Origin of the sequence: Bradyrhizobium erythrophlei (genome assembly GCF_900129425.1) — a bacterium.
Classification (GTDB): domain Bacteria; phylum Pseudomonadota; class Alphaproteobacteria; order Rhizobiales; family Xanthobacteraceae; genus Bradyrhizobium; species Bradyrhizobium erythrophlei_C.
Genome location: NZ_LT670817.1, coordinates 5398402 through 5415558, shown reverse-complemented (window position 1 = coordinate 5415558; position 17157 = coordinate 5398402). Strand labels below are relative to the sequence as shown.

Genomic DNA, 17157 nt, shown 5'->3' with positions numbered 1-17157 from the left:
CACAGTGAGTTCGTCAAACTACTCAATCCAGCGTCGCGAGCAATCCGGCCATCAGGCGGCCTCGTTCCGCCAGGCTATCGACCTCGATATGCTCGTTGAGCGTATGCGCGTCGGCGCCGCGAACGCCGAGCCCGTCGAGGGTCGGGATTCCCATCGCGCCGGTAAAATTGCCATCGGAACCACCGCCGGCGCTGCCGTGCGGAAGCTCGACTCCGATCGCTTTCGCCACGCCGCGCGCTTTCTCATACAGCGCCATGGTGCCGGCGTTGGGCTCCCACACCGGCCGCGTCACGCCGCGCGTCACCTTGAACGTCACGTCATTGGCGGTGCCGGAAAGCGCCAGCATCCGCTCGACGCCGCGATCGAGATCGCCCTGGCGCTTGGCCATGCTCAGCGCTTCGCCGCTGCAGGTGGTGGCGACGCAATTGACCCATTGGCCGCCATGCACGATGCCGACGCTAAAGGTGCAGTCGTCCGTCGTCATGCCGTCGATTGCGATGATCTGGCGCGCCATCTCGCGGATCGCGGAACGGCCCGACGACAGCGTGGCGCCGGCATGGCTCGGTTTGCCTGTCGCTTCCAGATTGAACCGCGCGATCGCATAACGCCCGGTGACGACGCCGTTGTTGGGCCGGCCCGGTTCGGGCACCAGCACGTATTTGTTGCGCGCGGCCTCGGCTTCGATGATGTCACGCGTCGAGGGCGTGCCGACTTCCTCGTCCGGGGTAAACAATACCGTGACCGGCAGCGGCGTCGTGAAGGAGGCGCGGGCCAATTGCCGGATCGCTTCCAGCGCCAGGTAATTGCCGCCCTTCATGTCGAAGATCCCGGGCCCGAAACATTTGTTGCCGTCGCGCCGCCATTTGAGTTTTTCCAGCGTGCCGACGGGATGAACCGTATCGAGATGTCCCGCGATCAGAATCCCCGGCTCGCCCTGCTTCGGATGCGGAAAGCGCGCGCGGACGCAGCCGCCAAATCCCTGCGTTCCGGCGATGCGTTCGATCGTGGCGCCCATGATCGCCATGTCGCGCGCGGCGATGTCGAGCATGCGGTTCACAGCGCTCGCGTCCCAGGTCGGACTTTCGCATTCCACCCAGCCGCGCAGGCCCTGCAGCATAGCTTCGGAGTCAAAGGGAAGGTTGGCGGGGTTCATGGCAAGCTCTCGGTTTCGAATGTTTCGGCGCGTGCGCGCGTCGCTTACGAGAATGATCGGCGATGAATTTGTAAAGTGAAACATCTGCGAGCGGTCGCATTGATCCGCAGCCGCGACCACGCGCCAAAACACGATTGACGCGCCACGCGCTTGGTGCAAGTCTCGAATATCTTGGAGTTACAGCGTGTTAGAGCGCCTAAATAACGGCCCGCATGCACAGCAAATCATCGGCCTTTGGCCAGTTTCACGTCAGGAGATAAACGAATGTTTCGCATCTCGCGCTGGAAACGTCCCACGATCGCGTCGAATGCTATCCTGTCGGCGCTGGCGCTCTCGGCCACGCTGGCCATGTCCGGGCCCTCGGACGCCAAGACCATCACCGCGGTAATGCATGCCGATCTGCGCACTCCGGGCATGACGACGACAGCGTATATCGTCCGCGATTTCGGCTATATGATCTATGACACGCTGCTGGCGGAGGACTCCAGCTTCAAGATCCAGCCGCAGATGGCCGACTGGAAAGTTTCCGACGACAAGCTCACCTACACCTTCACCCTGCGCGACGGCCTGAAATGGCACGACGGCACGCCGGTCACGGCGGAAGACTGCGTGGCCTCGCTCAGGCGCTGGGGCAAGGCCGATGGCATGGGCCAGAAGCTGATGGCATTCACCGCCAGCCTGGAGGCGACCGATGCCAAAACCATCACGTTGAAGCTGAAAGAGCCCTACGGCCTGGTGCTGGAGTCGATCGGAAAACCGTCATCGCTGGTGCCGTTCATGATGCCGAAGCGGCTGGCGGAAACGCCGCCCGACAAGCCGGTTCCGGAATTGATCGGCTCCGGTCCGTTCAAGTTCGTGCCGGCGGAATTTCAGCCCGGCGTGAAGGCGGTGTTCGAGAAGAACAGGGATTATGTGCCGCGCAAGGAGCCGCCGAGCTGGACCTCCGGCGGCAAGGTGGTGAAGGTCGATCGCGTCGAATGGATCACGATTGCGGACGCGCAGACCGCGGCCAATGCGCTGCAGTCCGGCGACATCGATTTCATGGAAATTCCATCCTACGATATTCTGCCGGTGCTGGCAGCCGACAAGAATATCAAGGTCGAAACCTCCAACCAGCTCGGCTTTCAGACGGTCGGGCGTATGAATTTTCTTTGGCCGCCGTTCGACAATGTCAAGGTGCGCCGCGCGGCCTTGTTGGCGATGAACCAGAAGGACGTGCTGGACGCGCTGATCGGTAATCCCGAATATTACAAGGTCTGCGGCGCGTTGTTCGTTTGCGGCACGCCGCTGGCGACGGATGTCGGCTCGGAATCGGTCGTGAAGGGCAACGGCATGGCGGAAGCGAAGAAACTGCTCGCCGAGTCCGGCTATGACGGCACCCCCATCGTGATCATGGCGCCCGGCGACGTCGTGACATTGAAGGCCCAACCGATCGTCGCGGCGCAGCTGTTGCGCGAGGCCGGCTTCAAGGTGGATGTGCAGGCCACCGACTGGCAGACCGTGGTCAGCCGCCGCACCAGCCAGAAGTCGCCGAAGGAGGGCGGCTGGAACATGTTCTTCACCAATTGGGCCGCGGCCGACTTGATGAATCCCATCGTCAACTTCGCCATCGGCGGCCAAGGCAAGAGCGGCGGCTGGTTCGGCTGGGCCGAAGACGCCAAAATCGAGCAGTTGAAAGACGCCTTCGTGCGAGCGTCTTCCGCCGAGGAGCAAAAGAAGATCGCCGCCGACATCCAGAAGGAAGCCTATGACCAGGTGATCTATATCCCGCTCGGGCAATTCACCCAGCCAAGCGCGTGGCGCAAATCGCTCACTGGCGTGCTCGACGGTCCGGCCACGCCGGTCTTTTGGAATATCGACAAGTCGGAGTAGGGGCGACGACGCGATCAGCAGTGGCCGCTGCGTAGCGATTCCAGTCCGTCGTTCAGAACCGGCGGACCTGGCGGCGGAGAGGGCCGGGCGGTTGAACGCGAGTCCTTGACTTGATCGCGCCCGGGTGCCGCACGCTGATCCCCGCGATTGTCGTTGGCCATGCCGTCTTGCTCCATTTGCTGCAGGACAACAATTTTGAGGCGGCGAAGTTCCACAGGCCTTCGTGAGTTCGACTCGCTAGGCCGGATAGGCCGCGAGCTGTTGAAGCAACAGCTCGCTGACGCGATCGGGCACTTGATCCGCCGCGAAATGGCCGACGTCGGGCAGCACTTCGAAGGTAAAGGGTGCGGCGATGAAATCTTCGGTGCCTTCGGCGGCCGACCGCCCCACGGTGTCGTCGGCGTCGCCCCAGATATAGAGCGTCGGCACCCGGATCGGGCCGAGTGGCGAACGGATCGCGCCGCGCGCGCGATACCAGGCGAGCGCGGCTTCCATCGCCGCCTTGTTGCCGAGCACGCCAAGATGCGCCTCGACGGCGGCTGAGGGAACGCCGGCCGCAGCCAGCCGCTCACGCAGTTGTTTTGCTTTGTCGGCCAGCAGCAGATCGGCGGCATCAGGCTCGAGAAAGGCAGTATGGTGCCGCGAGCGGTGCGCCTGATCGCCGTCTTCCATTTGTAACGCGCGATTGAAGGCGTTCGGGTGCGGCCGCGACAGCACGGTGAGCGACGCCAGCCGCTCCCGAAAGCGATCGGCGAGCGCCCAGGCGATGCTGCCGCCCCAATCGTGGCCGACGAGATGGAAACGGCGCTCGCCATAACCGGCGGCGGCGGCGATCGCCATCGCATCGTCCATCAATCGGTTGATGTGATAATTCAAAGGCTCGCCCGTATCCGGCCGCGCGCCGGGCGAATAGCCGCGCTGGCTGGGCGCCACCGCGCGATAACCGGCCGCCGCAAGCACGTTCACCTGCGCCCGCCAGCAATGCATGGATTCCGCAAAGCCGTGCAGCAGCAGCACCAGCGGCGCACCGGCGTCGCCGGCGACGAGAGCGTCGAAGGTCAGGCCCGGGGCGATCGTGATCTGTTCGAACTGGGTCATCGATCGCATCCTAGCATTGAAACAGGCCGTCTTGACATGCCTGTAAGTTCAGGCTTACCGTTAGCCATGGCTTACGGAAATGCCCTCATGGTGCTGGCGGACCCGACACGGCGGAAGGTGTTCGAACGCCTGCGCGCCGGGCCGCGTGCAGTGAACCTGCTGGCCGCCGGGATGCCGGTCTCCCGGCCGGCGGTGTCGCAACACCTGAAGGTGCTGAAAGACGCTGGTCTGGTCGAAGAGCACAGCGAAGGCGTGCGCCGGATCTATTCGCTCCGGCGTGAAGGTCTGGTGGAATTGCGCGCCTGGCTGGACAGTTTCTGGGGCGACGCGCTGGAGGCTTTCAAACTGGAAGCCGAAAAATCCTACAAGGCTTCAAGGAGCAAATGAATGAACGAGGTCGTTGTCATCGCGCCCGTGCGCAAAACCGTACACGTCAAGGCGCCGATCGCCCACGCGTTCGACGTCTTCACCAGCGGTCTGACGCGCTGGTGGCCGTACGACCACGGCGTCGGCAAGATGCCGATTCAAAAGGTACTGATGGAGCCGCGCCTTGGCGGCCGCTGGCTCGAGATATCCGAAGACGGCACCGAGACCGCCGTCGCCACCATCACCCATTGGGAGCCGCCGCATCGGCTGGTGATGATCTGGCAGATCAACGCGCAGTGGAAGCCGGACCCCGCCATGAAATCCGAAGTCGATGTGCGCTTCGCCGCCGACGGGCCGGACGCCACGCGGGTCGAACTGCTGCACCACAAGTTCGAGACCATGGGTGCGGAGGCCGGCGCCTCGATGCGCAAAGACGTCGATGGCGGCTGGCCGGGCCTGATCGAGCGCTTTGTGCGCGAAGCCGAGCAGAGCAACAACTGACCTCAACTAGAAAATACTGACCTAAGCTAAAATCAACACAGCGAGTGAGGAGATCGTCATGCAGGAATTCATCGTCCATTCCATTCCCGGCAGTCCGTTCGGACGCACCGTACTGGCGATGCTGGAAGAGAAGGGCGCGTCCTATCGGCTTTCGCCGGTGGCGCCGGGCACGTTCCGCTCGCCGCAACATCTGGCGCGCCATCCCTTCGGCCGGGTGCCGGTGCTCGAACACAACGGCTTCAGCCTGTACGAGACCCAGGCCATCCTGCGCTACCTCGACCGCGTGCTGCCGGCGCCGGCGCTGACGCCCGCCGATCCCAGGCGCGCGTCGCGTATGGATCAGGTGATGAATGTCAACGACTGGTATCTGTTCCAGGGCGTCGGCAACGTCATCGGCTTCCAGCGCGTGATCGGGCCGATGCTGATGGGGCTGACGCCGGACGAAGCGGTGATCGCAGCGGCGATGCCGCAGGCCCGCGCGGTGTTCGCCGAACTGGCACGGCTTCTCGGCGGGCAGCCCTATTTCGCCGGCGACGCCGTATCGCTGGCGGACCTGCTGGTCGCGCCGCAGATCGGCTTTTTCACCCAGACCCCGGAATGGTCCGAACTCGGAACGCCGCACGCCAATCTCGTGGCGTGGCTGGCGCGGATGGAAGCCCGGCCGAGCATGAAGGCCACGACCTGGGAGCGGGTGTCGGAGATGGCCAAGGCGGCGTAAGCGGAACGATCGAGCCAGCGCGGTGACGTCTCGCGCTGACTTCTTGGGGTGTGTCGGTCACGCCGCCGCGGTCTTGCCGCGCCGCTTGGTCTGACGCACCTCGAACCCCTCGAATTGCGGATGTCCGAGATAGAGCGGCTTGTTGTCGCCGGCGTTGTGATGCGCGGCGCGGAACGCCTCCGATTTGGTCCACGCCTCAAACACCGCGCGGTTTTCCCAGATCGTGTGCGAGGCATAAAGCGTGTGATCCTCGGCCTCGGGACCCCTGAGCAGATGAAACTCGATAAAGCCCGGCACCTTGTCGAGATGACTGTCGCGGGACGCCCAGACATTCTCGAAGGCCGCCTCCGAGCCTTTCGCAACCTGAAACCGGTTCATCGCGATAAACATGGATTGCCTCCGGGGTGGTTTGATCAAAACATAACGCGCCGTAGTTTGGCGAGAGTATGATGTCTCTGGACCGGGGGCGGGCAAAAAGCTTTCCGTCCAACGCCGGAAAATTGAAATTCTTCAGATGGACCTGAGAAATTTAATGCCCGAAGCGTATCAGGGCTCCTTGACCAACGAATAGCTTGTGCTTCGGCCGCCTCCGGGGTCCTTCGTGAGTATCCCACGCTCGACCAGATCGACAATGTCGCGTAGCGCGGTATCAGGCGAGCATTTTTCAATCAGGGCCCATTTTGACGAGGTAAGCTTGCCCTCGAAACCATCCAGCAAACGATTGAGAATGTCGCGCTGACGCTCATTGAGCGTCGCCGCCGCGTGTTTCTTCCAAAAGTCCGCCTTCTTGAAAACAACGGCGAGAGTGTCCTCGGTACCATCGAAGGCGCGGTCGAGGCAGCCCAGGAACCATTCCATCCAGGGCGTTATGTCGAGATCGCCCTTCTGCGTCGATTCCAATATGTCGTAATACGCGTTGCGTTCGATCCGGATTTGAGCGGACATGCTGTAGAAGCGCTGCGTACTCTCCTCCGAGCGCGCGAGGGACATATCGGCAATGGCGCGCGCGATGCGTCCGTTGCCGTCCTCGAAGGGATGGATGGTGACGAACCACAGATGTGCGAGCGCGGCCCTGAGTACCGGATCGGTATCATTCGTCCCATTAAACCATTTGAGGAAAGCTTGCGTCTCGGTGTCGAGCCGTCCGGCGACGGGTGCTTCATAGTGAACGCGCTCGCGGCCTTCAGGGCCCGAGACAACCTGCATGGGTCCTGACTTTTTGTCGCGCCATGCGCCGACCATGATTTTTCGCATGCCGCTTCGTCCCGTCGGGAAGAGCGACGCGTGCCAACCGAACAGACGGTCCTGGGTGAGTTCTTCTTTGTACTTCTGCGTGGCGTCGAGCATCATTTCGACGACACCTTCGACGTTGCGGTCGGCGGACGGCAGCGCCGCCGCGTCCATTCCGAGACGGCGCGCGATCGAGGATCGCACTTGATCCTTGTCGAGGATTTCGCCTTCGATCTCGCTGGACTTGACTACGTCTTCGGTCAGGGTCTGGAGGACGGCTTCCTCGCGAAGGCGAAAACCAAGCGCCTGCATGCGGCCAATGAGGCGGCCCTGGCGATGCCGGACAGCCGCTAGTTGCTTGGTGAGGCCGCGCTGATCCCATTCAAATTTGGGCCAATTCGGTAGTTCGTGGATATATTCGGTCATTCTCCGCGCCTATTGCGGAGATTATGGCGGCTATTCCCCGCGGACGCAAGGCTAATCACCGCATATAGTGCGGAGATTAGGAGCGCTAATCTGCGCATGCCGGAGCGTCTACTCTCAAACCAACGATGTTCGGCTTTTGGGTCCGGTGCATCCGCGAGGCGCAACCCATGTCTCAGGAAGCTTTGCCGGCATCATCCGGAGTCGATATTAGACAATTCAGTGAATGGAAGCGGGGAAGGCCGTAAGCATCACAACGCGGCGCTGCCTCGCCCGGGCGTTCGGTGTGAGAAGCTTGATACTTTTGACGATCTCGAATGCGCCCTCGAAGTCCATCCATTTTTCGTAACAGTGCGCGCGAACAAGCGCGAGGCTATTTGAAAAGCAGCACCCCGGTCGAATCCTATTGAAGGCAGCGCGTGCGCTGAACGATGAAGCAACTCGCGCGTAGCGAGCCAAGCGCGCAATACTAAAAGATCGCGCAACGCTAAAAGGTTGACATCCGTCTGCGCGCTAAAGAAATCCTGAAGGTCCGCTCGGGTATCGCGTGCATTATGCAACCCAGCAGTCCTTCCGTCGAACGGGATGCGCTGGCTGATTGGTGCGGGCGGTGGGACTCGAACCCACACGACGTTGCCATCGAGGGATTTTAAGTCCCTTGCGTCTACCAGTTCCGCCACGTCCGCCCTATTGATTCCCATAGCCTTTTTGCCTTTCAGCAGCAAATGTTTTGCAGCCAGGTCCGATTGTTTTGCAAAACAGGTTCTTGCATTGTCCCGGAAGGAGACGGGGGCTTTTCTGCAATGTCGCTAGGTGACTCAGAAACAGGCCGCCCATGCGTTGGCGGTTCTTCCGCACTCGGGCGGCGCCGGAACCTCCGGACGAATTGACGGCGCCCCGCAGGCAATTTAACCGGCTATCGGATTCTCAGTGCCGCGCCCGTTGCGGATTGCCAAGCCTCCGGGGGCGGCTTTCGTGTGTGCAGTATTGATTTCGCGCGCCGGTTGCGCTTGGATGGACGCCGGTCGGGGGATCATCACGCCGGCGTAAGCATGCCCTTCAAGCCGTGGGTAAGAAACATCTCGCCGCTCGCCTGGGTCCTTGGCGTATCAGCAGTCGCCAACGTCGTCACGATGATGGCGGTCCTCTACCTCGCGTTCGGGACGCCGAAGGTCTATGTCCGCGATGGTTCGAACAGCGCAGGTTCGCCGGCCCGTGTGCCAGTCATTCCTCGATAAACTGCGAGACCGCGGCGAACGGCCCCATCATCTCTCCCTGGTCCGGGTGATTCGATGGTTCTGCTTATCAACACCCCCGATCGGCAGTGGCGCCGACCCGTTCCCCACTCAACCCATGGCGTGATTTGCCTGCCGGCTCGGGTCGGCGCTTCAATAGCGCATGCCCAAAGATCCCTTCATTCGCGAGAAGTTCACTAGGGAGCGCTCGGCCGCCAGAAAGTTCGCCCAAGAATATTTCGAGCGCTACCCCAAGGATCGATATCAGACCGAAGTCGAAAGCTGGCGCAATCTGCAGTCGGCGAATATCGAGTTCACGATGAAGCGGCTACGCGAGCCGATTGAGGCGGATCCCGAGTCATGAAATGCTCCCGTTGCGAGGACTGCGGCTGGGTCTGCGAAAATCATCCTGAGCGGCCCTGGGAAGGCGAGCACGCCTGTACCTGCGGCGGCGCCGGCATGCCCTGCCCGCGGTGCAATGAGCCCCAAGGGAACGAGACGCCGCGGCTGCCGGCGGGCTTCAAAACTGAGTTCGACAAAAAGGGCTGGCGCCATTAGCGATCGGGGATGGGGCCGCGCGTCCGATGATCCGATAGCCGTGCCGGACGGCCGCAAGCTTGTCACCCTGCGCGACGCGGCGACCTACATCACCAAGCTTCCCAAGGCCGAACACGCGGCCCCGGAATGGCAGGCCGCAATGGAAGCGCTTCTGCTCGTCGCTGATCTCGGCGGCCCGACGATGTTCGCGCGCATCGGCGTCATGCGGGCGATCAATCGCCACGTCGCGCGCGTGTTCAATCCGGATCGCAAAGACACGCATTGGGGCCGCCGCAAGCTGGCGCGCGATCGGTAGCCCCAGATCGTGGCTCAGGGCATCTTGCGCGGTCTGCTCAGCCACAACGGCAAGGGCGTCCAGAACGTGGCTGAGGGGAAGCCAGCGAAGTGGCGGCTTTCGGGGGTTTGAAACTAGGGCTCAGTTTCATCCTGCTTTTGACCGGAAAATCTGCGCTCAATCATGGTGAGCCAGCGGCCGAGATTTTCCACGACCCAAGGAAATTCAAGCCAGTTGGCGAGGCCAATAAGAATTATGATAGAGGCAACGATAAGCGTAGCAAAAACCGAAGATGGAGCAGACCAGCCGATGCAAACGTCAACAAGGGTGACGATTGTGAAAATGTATACGAAGCGCTCTTTGTTGAAGTTTGCCCTGCACTCAAGAAGCTGATTTTCAAGAACGGCAGCCTTGTCGTCTATTTTGCTTACGCCTCTTCCGGCATCAGCCGTTAATTCGTTCCCAGAGATCTGAGTGCCGCTCTCTGTTGCGGATTTCGTATTTGATGTCGTCGTCGGTGATTGGGATCCCTCGGAAATTTGGTTCATATTTTTTCGCCCACGCACCAAAATCCCAATGGCTTATCTCGACCAACTCACCGGGACGCTTACCGAGATATTTTTTACAAATACGTTTCAACGTTCGACGACGCTCATCATCCTCGCGAAAGTTTCTGGCGTCGTAGAATACGTCGCGCACAGGCCGCGCCCCGAAGATTTTTACCTTATGGTATAAATCGGGGGAAACGGGTCCCAAATCCCATGCCTCAAATGTAGTATCAATTAGAGGCAACCCGAAACGGGCAAAATGGTCAACCTGCGCAAGGTAGGCAAGTTTTTGCAGCGCGAGATTGGACACGCGCCATCCGCTTTCCTCACATATATACTTGGCGACACTGTCTAGGCGCGCTGTCATTTGGCTATCGCTGGCTTGGAATCGTTGTACGTCCTCGCTGGGGAATGTAGCAACTACTCGTTACAACTTCAAGAATCGTCGGTAAAATCAATGGCTTTGGGCAATATGCCGCTGCCAATAGCCGGTAAAATCGACCGATTTGCCTCGGTTCATTGCCAATGCGGCAATTCGACTCACCTGATCGCCATTCGAGACGCGGCGGTTATCTTAGACGGGCGCGCCGCTGCGGAGACCTGCGACTCGAAATCCATTCTCTTCGACCTTGAAATGGATGTGGCAAAGGGAGCCACCGCCGCGCCGCGACTCAAGTTCTGCATCCAACCGGCGCAATCACGCGCTTTGTGGAGCGGAAAAAATGGAAACTTGCATCCAATGCCCCCATCCCAACGACTGCCTGAAGGTCGGAAACTGCCTTGATGATCTCAACGGCGCCTATACCGCAAGAGGGATGACTCCAAGACTTATGACGCCAGATCAGGCTAACGCCGCCATGGCGGCAATGGTCGGCGGACAGTCAAAGCGTCAGTTCACGCAAGGAAAGTCGCTAATTGTCACCGGGCGCAAACTCCGCAAGCACTGTGCCAGCTATCCGACTTACGGAGCCGAGATAGCGCGGCTTTCCGAGAAAAACATTGTCAACGTAAACGCAAGGAAGAGCGCCAACCAGCACATGAAGCTATTGACTGCGGAGTTCTGTTCTAAGCGGTTACATCGAATGACCCCGGACAACGCCTTCCGGTATCAATCCGGCGGCCGCTCGCGACGGCAATGCGCAGCGTGCCATTACATCGCGCGGACACAACCACCTTTGAAGTCGATCATTCCCAAGATCGAAGCAATCAAGAGCGCAATACTGAATGGCACCTCGATCTCTGAAATCATCCATGGGAGGCCCACAGGCGGCGGCAAGATTGTTGCCGGGTTAGCCATGGTGACGCCGAACGTCTTCCACCGCTTGCGCGAAGTAAATCCCGAGTTTGATCGTTTCATGCGCGAGAACTACGTCCATAATCAAAGCACAGCGCAAAAGATTAGCTGGGTTCGCCGGCGAGCCCGAATCAGAACGGCAAAAGCCCGCGAGGAGGCGAACGACTTCTATAAAATTCTGGCAATGGTGCCGGAATACATGCCCGAGAGGCGCGCGATCGTCGGTCACATATTCGAGGACGTGTTGAGCGGGGCACTGATGCGCGCGGACGTCCCGACCCGGGTTCGGAAGTACATAGCCGAGTTCAACCGCGAGTTTCCGACCAAATATCGCAAGTTCGGCGACGCGGATCTGTTGTCGCTGGATGAGGTTATGTTCGAGGACGGTACGGCAACCAGGGGCGACACGATCAGCTGTGGGCTTTGGGACTGAGGTACGGGGCGCCACGGGAACGAATCCTCGCCCGCTCTAGGATCAAACGAAAACCGCCCGGGCGCATTGCTGCACTCGGGCGGGCTAAATGGTGGTTTAGGTTTTGGCCGCTTAGGCCAATGCGAACGGCATAGCCGACAACGGCCACTCGGGATTGGCAACAAAGAACGCCGCATGATTGCGAATCAGTCCGGAGAGGTTCGGCAGCAGCCCCTTTAAGGCAACAAGCGCCATTGCCATGGTACCGCAATAACCGTTGCCGCTGGCGGTGGCGTCTTGCTGGCAATCGTTGGTCAGGCCCATCATCAGCCGGGCCGCAACAATGTTCGGCGCCCCATCATCGCATTCGTGGAAATAGTCTTCGGCGCCTCTGATCGCGTCAGCGGTGGACTCAATCTGCCGGTTCAATTCGGTCAGGCCCAATTTGTCGCGCAAGCGCTCACGCTCACGAAGGCGGTCAACGATGCCCCGCATTCTGGCCCGCATTGCCGCTCTCGCTTTTTTCCGCCCCGCCGAATTGAGCGCGAAAACGCGGGCTGCAAAATCGAAGTCTTCGCGACAACGCCAAAGCGACGGGCGCACAATCCGGCAGCCAAGCGGCGGCGGCGTTATGCTGGTATCAAGAGGCCAGCTAACAAGATCGCCGCAAGGGTTTCCGTCTTGGTCGATCCGGTCAAGGCCGGGTTGCGCCCATGCGGGCATCTTGGCGTTGGCTTCGGTGTGTGCCGCTGAAAGATCGCGGAGGCGTTTAACGTGGGTTTGCCTATCGGCCCAAAGGGCGTTTGCCTTGTCTGCGGGGACCGGCAGCGCGATTGCTGGCGCGGCGGTGAAGGCGGCAAGGGCGCCGAGCGCGCCCCGCCGTGAGAGGTTGGCGGCGGTCATGCTGACACCATGCCGGGCAGGACTTCCGCGAGGGCCTCGATCAGGAAATAATGCCATGATCGAGCTTTGGTGCCGTCATCGGATTGCAGATCGCGGGGCCATGCTTCCCCGTCCGTGTCGGCAGCGTTGGCGTATTGCAGTAGGGCAAGCACTCCCGCAATTGTCGTAGGGCGAACGGAAACCAGAGCGCAGGCGGCATCCGTTTCTGCGTCGAAAGACCTCATAACGTCGCGCTCGCTTTCGATCCAGCGTGGGTCATCGGTGGCAACGAGTGTTTCCCCGAATGCGGTGGCGCGGGAGCGGCACTTGTCGGCGGGGAGCTCGTGGTCAAGCGCCGAATGCACATCGAGCGTTTTGCGCGTGGTGACGCAGGCCGCCTTGTGCGCCTCGATCGCCGCGAAGATGGGATCAGGGCCAAGGGCAACGGCAGCGGCGGGGCGAGCGATCGACGCGGCCACGGTCACGGCGGCGACGCTTGCAGCGTTCGAAAGAAATGCGCGGCGCCCCGCGTTTGTGCTATTCTTTGATTTGGTCATTTTCGGATTTCTCGCTTTCAGGGCTTGAGGGGTTCGGAATGATCGAGGGCCGGGCGAGTGTTGACGCATTCGTCCGGCCCGCTTCGCGGTTGATGGCGGCGGCCTCCTTTCAGACGGTTGACGGTTGAGGGGAGCCGAACGCCACGACGTTTGAAGGCCTGTCCGTGTCGGCAGTGTCGGTCATGAACGTATCCAGCAGCTCGGTAACGGCTTGGATGACCAAGCGAGCGTCTGCCGAGTTTTCCGGTAACTGGCTTGCCAGCATGAGCGCGTGGCGACGGTGCCATGACAAAAGAACAGCCATTGAAAGCTCCTAGGCGGTGAGTTGGCGGATTTCGTCGCGGTGGGCGCTGACAGCCGCTTTCCACTGCGGGCCGCTATCGATGAAGCCCGCATGGGCGATCAGGGTTTGCAGGGTTTCAATCCGTTCGACCTTGTCGGCGGCGGACAGGGCAGCAAGGCGGGCGGCCTCGCGGGCTTCAACCCATGCCTGCCGCAAGGCCCATGCGAAGCACTTGCGGCCAATGTCGGAAAACTTGATGGCGGGGAAATTGTAGGTTTGGCGGAAGATCGCCCAGGCCCGGCGCATTGCATCCGCCTGAATTGACTGTTTCATATCGGCTGCACCCAATTTGATCTTGGGTTAACCATAAATCATATTGGGGCCTTGCGGTCAACGGGTCTACCCAATATATTTTCGGGTATCATAGTTTAGATAATGGGTGTCACTAATATGCTTACGACCGGAAACCAATTGAAGGCGGCTAGAGCCCTCGCGGGGCTTAGCCAAACCCAGCTCGCCAAAGCTGCCAAGATCAACGTCACGACGATTTCAGCAATGGAGGGCAAGGAATCGGCAACGCTCGGAAGCGGGCTCGATACCATCAAGGCGGTAATGGACGCGCTGGACGCGGCGGGCGTAGAGATTTTGAACCACGGGCAACCGGGCGTCCGGCTCAAAGCAAAATGAAGCCGATTGCGTTCGCTGTACTGCTCGTTCTGACCTCGCCCGCGGCGGCCCAGGACATCATCGGACAAGCGAGCGTCATCGATGGCGACACCATCGAGATCCACGGCCAGCGCATTCGACTTTGGGGAATTGACGCACCCGAAAGTGCGCAACTCTGCCGCGGTGCGGACAGCCTGTTATTCCGGTGCGGGTCAGCGGCAGCGAACGGCCTTGCCGACTACATCGGCGGGCGTGCTGTAACGTGCTCGCCACGGGCCACAGATCGCTATCGGCGCGTTGTGGCGGTGTGCTCAGTGTCAGATGTTGATCTGGCGCGGTGGCTTGTAGGGGGCGGGCTGGCGCTGGATTGGCCTAAGTATTCGCGCGGGACTTATGCGGCGGATCAGGTAAAGGCAGCGGGGAAGGGCGCCGGCATGTTCGCCGGAAGCTATATCGAGCCTTGGGCTTATCGCGCTTGCATTCGATCCGGTGGCCGCCCGCAGGCGTGCAGCGACGGTGATTAGACGCTATTCCGATAGCTCGCTAACGTGACATCACGATATCCTTGATTTCCCAGCACAGTGCGATTACATTGTCCCCACTAGCTGATTTGCCCGCATGTCGGGGCGACCGCAGCAAGTCTTACCCCTTTCGCGGTTTGGGTTCCGCGCGGTTCGACTTCGCGGAGCTAGCAAATGGGCATCGCCCTTCGAAAGCCTGAAAATCATTTCACCGGCAATCTGCAAATCCGGTGCCCCAAAACCCTCCCCGTAGCGATCGAGAAGGCCGCGGCACAAAGCTTGATGACTGCAAGCGAGTATGTGCGCCGCAGCGTCATCGAACGCCTCAAGGCGGACGGCATTGATCCGGCCTGCCCAGAACTAACGGCCACTGTTGCAACTGCCGGAGGTTCGCATGGCTCCGGAGACTGATCGGAATTTGACGATTGCAAGCGTGACGCCGTTAAGAGCTGCTTTTGCGGACGACAGGAAGATCCTCTCACCCTTCGATAAGCGGGAATGCATCAGCCTGAAAACGGCTGCCACCATTGCCGGCAAATCGGAAACGACGCTTCGTGCCTGGTGTGAAGTCCACGGGCTCGGCCGGAGGGTTGGCGGCGGGACGTGGTCCGTCAGCAAGGTAGCTCTCGCCATGTTTCTGGATGGCGATACGAAGGCCTTGCGGGCTTATCACGCCGGAGATCGGGAGAGCGAGTTGGTTACGCTGTATTTCAGGCGGGCTGCGCTGGGATTCGCGGCCATCACCAAGTCCGCAGGCTAGCGACCCCTTCTTATGGTTGAGCGAAGCCAATCCCGGCGCGACAATCGCCGCCGCGCGAAATATGCTGCCTTTACTCTCTGAAAGCCGTACAGCTACCCCTTCCTAGTTCTGGTCAGAGCTATATTTTAATGCACCAATTCAATTGGAGTCCAGGAATCGGGGATCCATCCCTAGGAGGTTGGGTAACGGTGTTTCTCTATATCCTAGCAGTGGTGAGTACGTCGAAGACTGCGAATATTGTGCGCGTAAAAGAGGGATTTGTAGTTAGCGAAAAATACGCATGGCGCGCGATCTCGTTTCTGTTTGTCGCTCTCGGAATCAACAAACAGCTTGACCTTCAAACGGCACTGACCGAGTTCGGTCGCGTCGTCGCGGACCATCAAGGCTGGTACAACGAGCGTCGGATAGTCCAAGTTTGGTTCATTATGGGCGTGGCCGCAGCCTGTATTTTGATAATCTGCGTGTTGCTAACCTTCGCCAGGAAATCTCCCGCGCCAACATGGCTCGCTCTCGTTGGCACAACAACGATTCTGGCGTTCGTCTTGATCCGGGCGGCATCGTTTCACCATATCGACAGGTTTATCGGTGAGACAGTTCTGGGACTGCGTTGGAATTGGGTTTTAGAAATGGGCGGCATCAGCACCGTCATTGTCGCAAGCGAGTGGCGCCGAAGGAAATTCAAGACTCTATCCTCTGACCGTGGCACTCCCGCGCGAAAGATAGAGGGTTGACTCTTGGTCCATTGATTGCGCTCGGCGCCGGAACTTCCGCCCGATGTGCCCGTTTCTGCGAAGGGCCAGCGGAGCACAAACATGAACAAAGTGACGCTAGCGTTTCTAATTTTCGTGGGATCGTCCATGCCGGTTTCGGCTCAAAGCGTTGGTCGTCAGCAGGACGGCTTCTATTCTGGGCAGTACAGCGGTCAATATAGCGGCCAATACAACGGGCAAAGCAATCCGCGAGTTGACGGGCGCGGCAGCCACAATGAAGGTTTTCCGCCGAGCGCGGCAGACAAGGACAATAGATATTTCGACAATCCTATTCCCCTAAGCGATTGCACCGAAGTTGATGCTTTCGCGCCGGATGCGCGGCCTGGATGGCAAGCCAGAGTGCGGGCGTGGTGTCAGTAAAAAAAAGACCGCCCGAAGGCGGTCTCTGTATCGTTTTCTTTGCCGGCCGCAAGTCTAAACGTGCATCGGCGGCGGTACAGCGCGGCGACCAAAAGTAAAACCCATGTTCCCAACGGCCCGTCCCTTGCCAATGCCAAAAGCAGAAGCGGACCTAGTCGCCGCGGGGAACTCGATTTGCGAATCTAGATCACCAACGACGGCTTCCATAGCCGCAATTGCCTGCTGAAGCGCAGCAATCTCCGCAATCTCAAGATTCGATATCGGATCCTTCCGTCCTATTAGTGCCGCAACCAATTCGCGACGCTGTTCTTTTAGTCGAACGAGCGGCAATCCGTGATCTTCGTAGCAGTTCATGGTTGGACCTCCCAATACGTAATCAGCATTGCAGGAATCATCTGAAACTGAATTACAAAAAAGACTAAAAATTTAACGGTTCAACCGTGACCCATAACCAAAGGGGCTTGGCTTCTCGAGGAGGTCGCATCGTTGTCCCTCGGCAGAAACATATCCAAGCTCAACCTGCGGTCGGCCCGCAAGGAGGGACGCGCGAAAGCCGCCCCCGGAGGGCGTGGCAAATCAGGCTTTGGGTGCCGACTGCTTTCAGGGTTTTTTTAAAAAGGAAAATTCGCGATTGGATGGCTCCGATGGAGTGTTTCATCTTTTGAGCAATCAGCCG

25 protein-coding genes, 1 tRNA gene and 1 pseudogene are annotated in these 17157 nt (G+C 59.9%); 15 read left to right on the top strand and 12 right to left on the bottom strand.

The genetic code is table 11. The features are described 5' to 3' along the window. Positions 1–22 precede the first annotated feature (22 nt). Complete coding sequence (locus tag B5527_RS26000; protein WP_079607500.1) at positions 23–1153, bottom strand: M20/M25/M40 family metallo-hydrolase; 1131 nt, start codon at positions 1151–1153, stop codon at positions 23–25. Positions 1154–1417: 264 nt separating this feature from the next. On the opposite strand from B5527_RS26000, the gene B5527_RS25995 reads away from it, so the two are divergent. Beyond that, complete coding sequence (locus B5527_RS25995; RefSeq protein WP_079604084.1) at positions 1418–3025, top strand: ABC transporter substrate-binding protein; 1608 nt, start codon at positions 1418–1420, stop codon at positions 3023–3025. A 237-nt stretch (positions 3026–3262) separates the two neighbouring features. On the opposite strand, the gene B5527_RS25990 is transcribed toward B5527_RS25995, so the two are convergent. Then, positions 3263–4123, bottom strand: coding sequence for an alpha/beta fold hydrolase (locus B5527_RS25990; protein ID WP_172842666.1), 861 nt, complete (start codon positions 4121–4123; stop codon positions 3263–3265). 66 nt (positions 4124–4189) lie between these two features. Here B5527_RS25990 and B5527_RS25985 point away from each other — a divergent pair, with 66 nt between their 5' ends. Genes B5527_RS25985 through B5527_RS25975 form a run of 3 tightly spaced genes read left to right on the top strand, consistent with a single transcriptional unit; the run spans position 4190 to position 5708 of the window. Next, positions 4190–4510: an ArsR/SmtB family transcription factor gene (locus B5527_RS25985; RefSeq protein ID WP_079604082.1), complete on the top strand. Its 321-nt coding sequence runs from the start codon at positions 4190–4192 to the stop codon at positions 4508–4510. After that, the gene (locus B5527_RS25980) at positions 4511–4990 is read left to right on the top strand and encodes an SRPBCC family protein (RefSeq protein WP_079604081.1); all 480 of its coding nucleotides are present in this window, start codon (positions 4511–4513) and stop codon (positions 4988–4990) included. A gap of 58 nt (positions 4991–5048) precedes the next feature. Then, a complete protein-coding gene (locus B5527_RS25975; protein WP_245332254.1) occupies positions 5049–5708 on the top strand; it encodes a glutathione S-transferase family protein in 660 nt (219 codons plus the stop codon). 57 nt (positions 5709–5765) lie between these two features. On the opposite strand, the gene B5527_RS25970 is transcribed toward B5527_RS25975, so the two are convergent. From B5527_RS25970 to B5527_RS25960, 4 genes and pseudogenes are all read right to left on the bottom strand, one after another. Further along, on the bottom strand, positions 5766–6098 hold the full coding sequence (locus tag B5527_RS25970) for an antibiotic biosynthesis monooxygenase family protein (RefSeq protein WP_079604080.1): 333 nt from the start codon (positions 6096–6098) through the stop codon (positions 5766–5768). A gap of 156 nt (positions 6099–6254) precedes the next feature. After that, entirely contained in the window at positions 6255–7112 is an 858-nt protein-coding gene (locus B5527_RS25965; protein ID WP_338065133.1) for a Fic family protein, read from the bottom strand. Positions 7113–7169: 57 nt separating this feature from the next. Further along, positions 7170–7364 (bottom strand): annotated as a pseudogene (locus B5527_RS47410) (DUF4172 domain-containing protein); the annotation flags it as partial. 596 nt (positions 7365–7960) lie between these two features. Next, positions 7961–8047, bottom strand: a tRNA-Leu gene (locus B5527_RS25960). Positions 8048–8413: 366 nt separating this feature from the next. Here B5527_RS25960 and B5527_RS45930 point away from each other — a divergent pair. From B5527_RS45930 to B5527_RS25935, 4 genes are all read left to right on the top strand, one after another. Next, positions 8414–8599 (top strand): hypothetical protein, encoded by a 186-nt coding sequence (locus B5527_RS45930; protein WP_154072532.1) that lies wholly within the window; start codon positions 8414–8416, stop codon positions 8597–8599. Between the two features lie 160 nt (positions 8600–8759). Then, positions 8760–8960, top strand: coding sequence for a hypothetical protein (locus B5527_RS25950; protein WP_197689213.1), 201 nt, complete (start codon positions 8760–8762; stop codon positions 8958–8960). A gap of 234 nt (positions 8961–9194) precedes the next feature. After that, positions 9195–9449 carry a hypothetical protein gene (locus B5527_RS25940; RefSeq protein WP_245332253.1) on the top strand — a complete coding sequence of 85 codons (255 nt, stop codon included), beginning with the start codon at positions 9195–9197 and terminating at the stop codon, positions 9447–9449. 89 nt (positions 9450–9538) lie between these two features. Then, positions 9539–9883 carry a hypothetical protein gene (locus tag B5527_RS25935; RefSeq protein ID WP_079604076.1) on the top strand — a complete coding sequence of 115 codons (345 nt, stop codon included), beginning with the start codon at positions 9539–9541 and terminating at the stop codon, positions 9881–9883. On the opposite strand, the gene B5527_RS25930 is transcribed toward B5527_RS25935, so the two are convergent. Beyond that, complete coding sequence (locus tag B5527_RS25930) at positions 9873–10343, bottom strand: Panacea domain-containing protein (RefSeq protein WP_079604075.1); 471 nt, start codon at positions 10341–10343, stop codon at positions 9873–9875. The genes B5527_RS25935 and B5527_RS25930 overlap by 11 nt on opposite strands. 355 nt (positions 10344–10698) lie before the next feature. Here B5527_RS25930 and B5527_RS25925 point away from each other — a divergent pair, with 355 nt between their 5' ends. Beyond that, positions 10699–11703 (top strand): hypothetical protein, encoded by a 1005-nt coding sequence (locus B5527_RS25925; RefSeq protein WP_154072531.1) that lies wholly within the window; start codon positions 10699–10701, stop codon positions 11701–11703. Between the two features lie 111 nt (positions 11704–11814). Here B5527_RS25925 and B5527_RS25920 read toward each other — a convergent pair whose 3' ends face one another. The 4 genes from B5527_RS25920 to B5527_RS25910 form a co-directional block, all read right to left on the bottom strand. Beyond that, positions 11815–12585, bottom strand: a complete 771-nt coding sequence (locus B5527_RS25920; protein WP_079604073.1) for a hypothetical protein — start codon at positions 12583–12585, stop codon at positions 11815–11817. After that, positions 12582–13121 carry a hypothetical protein gene (locus B5527_RS25915; RefSeq protein WP_079604072.1) on the bottom strand — a complete coding sequence of 180 codons (540 nt, stop codon included), beginning with the start codon at positions 13119–13121 and terminating at the stop codon, positions 12582–12584. The genes B5527_RS25920 and B5527_RS25915 overlap by 4 nt, the downstream gene beginning before the upstream one ends. 109 nt (positions 13122–13230) lie before the next feature. Continuing rightward, positions 13231–13425 carry a hypothetical protein gene (locus B5527_RS44500; protein ID WP_154072530.1) on the bottom strand — a complete coding sequence of 65 codons (195 nt, stop codon included), beginning with the start codon at positions 13423–13425 and terminating at the stop codon, positions 13231–13233. A gap of 9 nt (positions 13426–13434) precedes the next feature. Then, a complete protein-coding gene (locus B5527_RS25910; protein WP_245332252.1) occupies positions 13435–13752 on the bottom strand; it encodes a hypothetical protein in 318 nt (105 codons plus the stop codon). A 102-nt stretch (positions 13753–13854) separates the two neighbouring features. Between B5527_RS25910 and B5527_RS25905 the strand changes: the two genes are divergently transcribed. The 6 genes from B5527_RS25905 to B5527_RS44495 all read left to right on the top strand — a co-directional run bounded on the left by B5527_RS25905 (position 13855) and on the right by B5527_RS44495 (position 16481). Next, entirely contained in the window at positions 13855–14091 is a 237-nt protein-coding gene (locus B5527_RS25905; RefSeq protein WP_079607496.1) for a helix-turn-helix transcriptional regulator, read from the top strand. Beyond that, entirely contained in the window at positions 14088–14594 is a 507-nt protein-coding gene (locus tag B5527_RS25900; protein WP_079604071.1) for a thermonuclease family protein, read from the top strand. Before B5527_RS25905 ends, B5527_RS25900 begins: the two co-directional genes overlap by 4 nt. Before the next feature lie 171 nt (positions 14595–14765). After that, positions 14766–15002: a hypothetical protein gene (locus B5527_RS25895; protein WP_079604070.1), complete on the top strand. Its 237-nt coding sequence runs from the start codon at positions 14766–14768 to the stop codon at positions 15000–15002. Then, positions 14986–15351, top strand: a complete 366-nt coding sequence (locus tag B5527_RS25890; RefSeq protein ID WP_245332251.1) for a hypothetical protein — start codon at positions 14986–14988, stop codon at positions 15349–15351. The genes B5527_RS25895 and B5527_RS25890 overlap by 17 nt, the downstream gene beginning before the upstream one ends. Before the next feature lie 188 nt (positions 15352–15539). Next, positions 15540–16082, top strand: a complete 543-nt coding sequence (locus B5527_RS25885) for a hypothetical protein (protein WP_245332250.1) — start codon at positions 15540–15542, stop codon at positions 16080–16082. A gap of 81 nt (positions 16083–16163) precedes the next feature. Continuing rightward, positions 16164–16481, top strand: a complete 318-nt coding sequence (locus B5527_RS44495; RefSeq protein WP_154072529.1) for a hypothetical protein — start codon at positions 16164–16166, stop codon at positions 16479–16481. A 54-nt stretch (positions 16482–16535) separates the two neighbouring features. On the opposite strand, the gene B5527_RS25880 is transcribed toward B5527_RS44495, so the two are convergent. Next, entirely contained in the window at positions 16536–16835 is a 300-nt protein-coding gene (locus B5527_RS25880) for a hypothetical protein (protein ID WP_079604068.1), read from the bottom strand. Positions 16836–17157 lie beyond the last annotated feature (322 nt).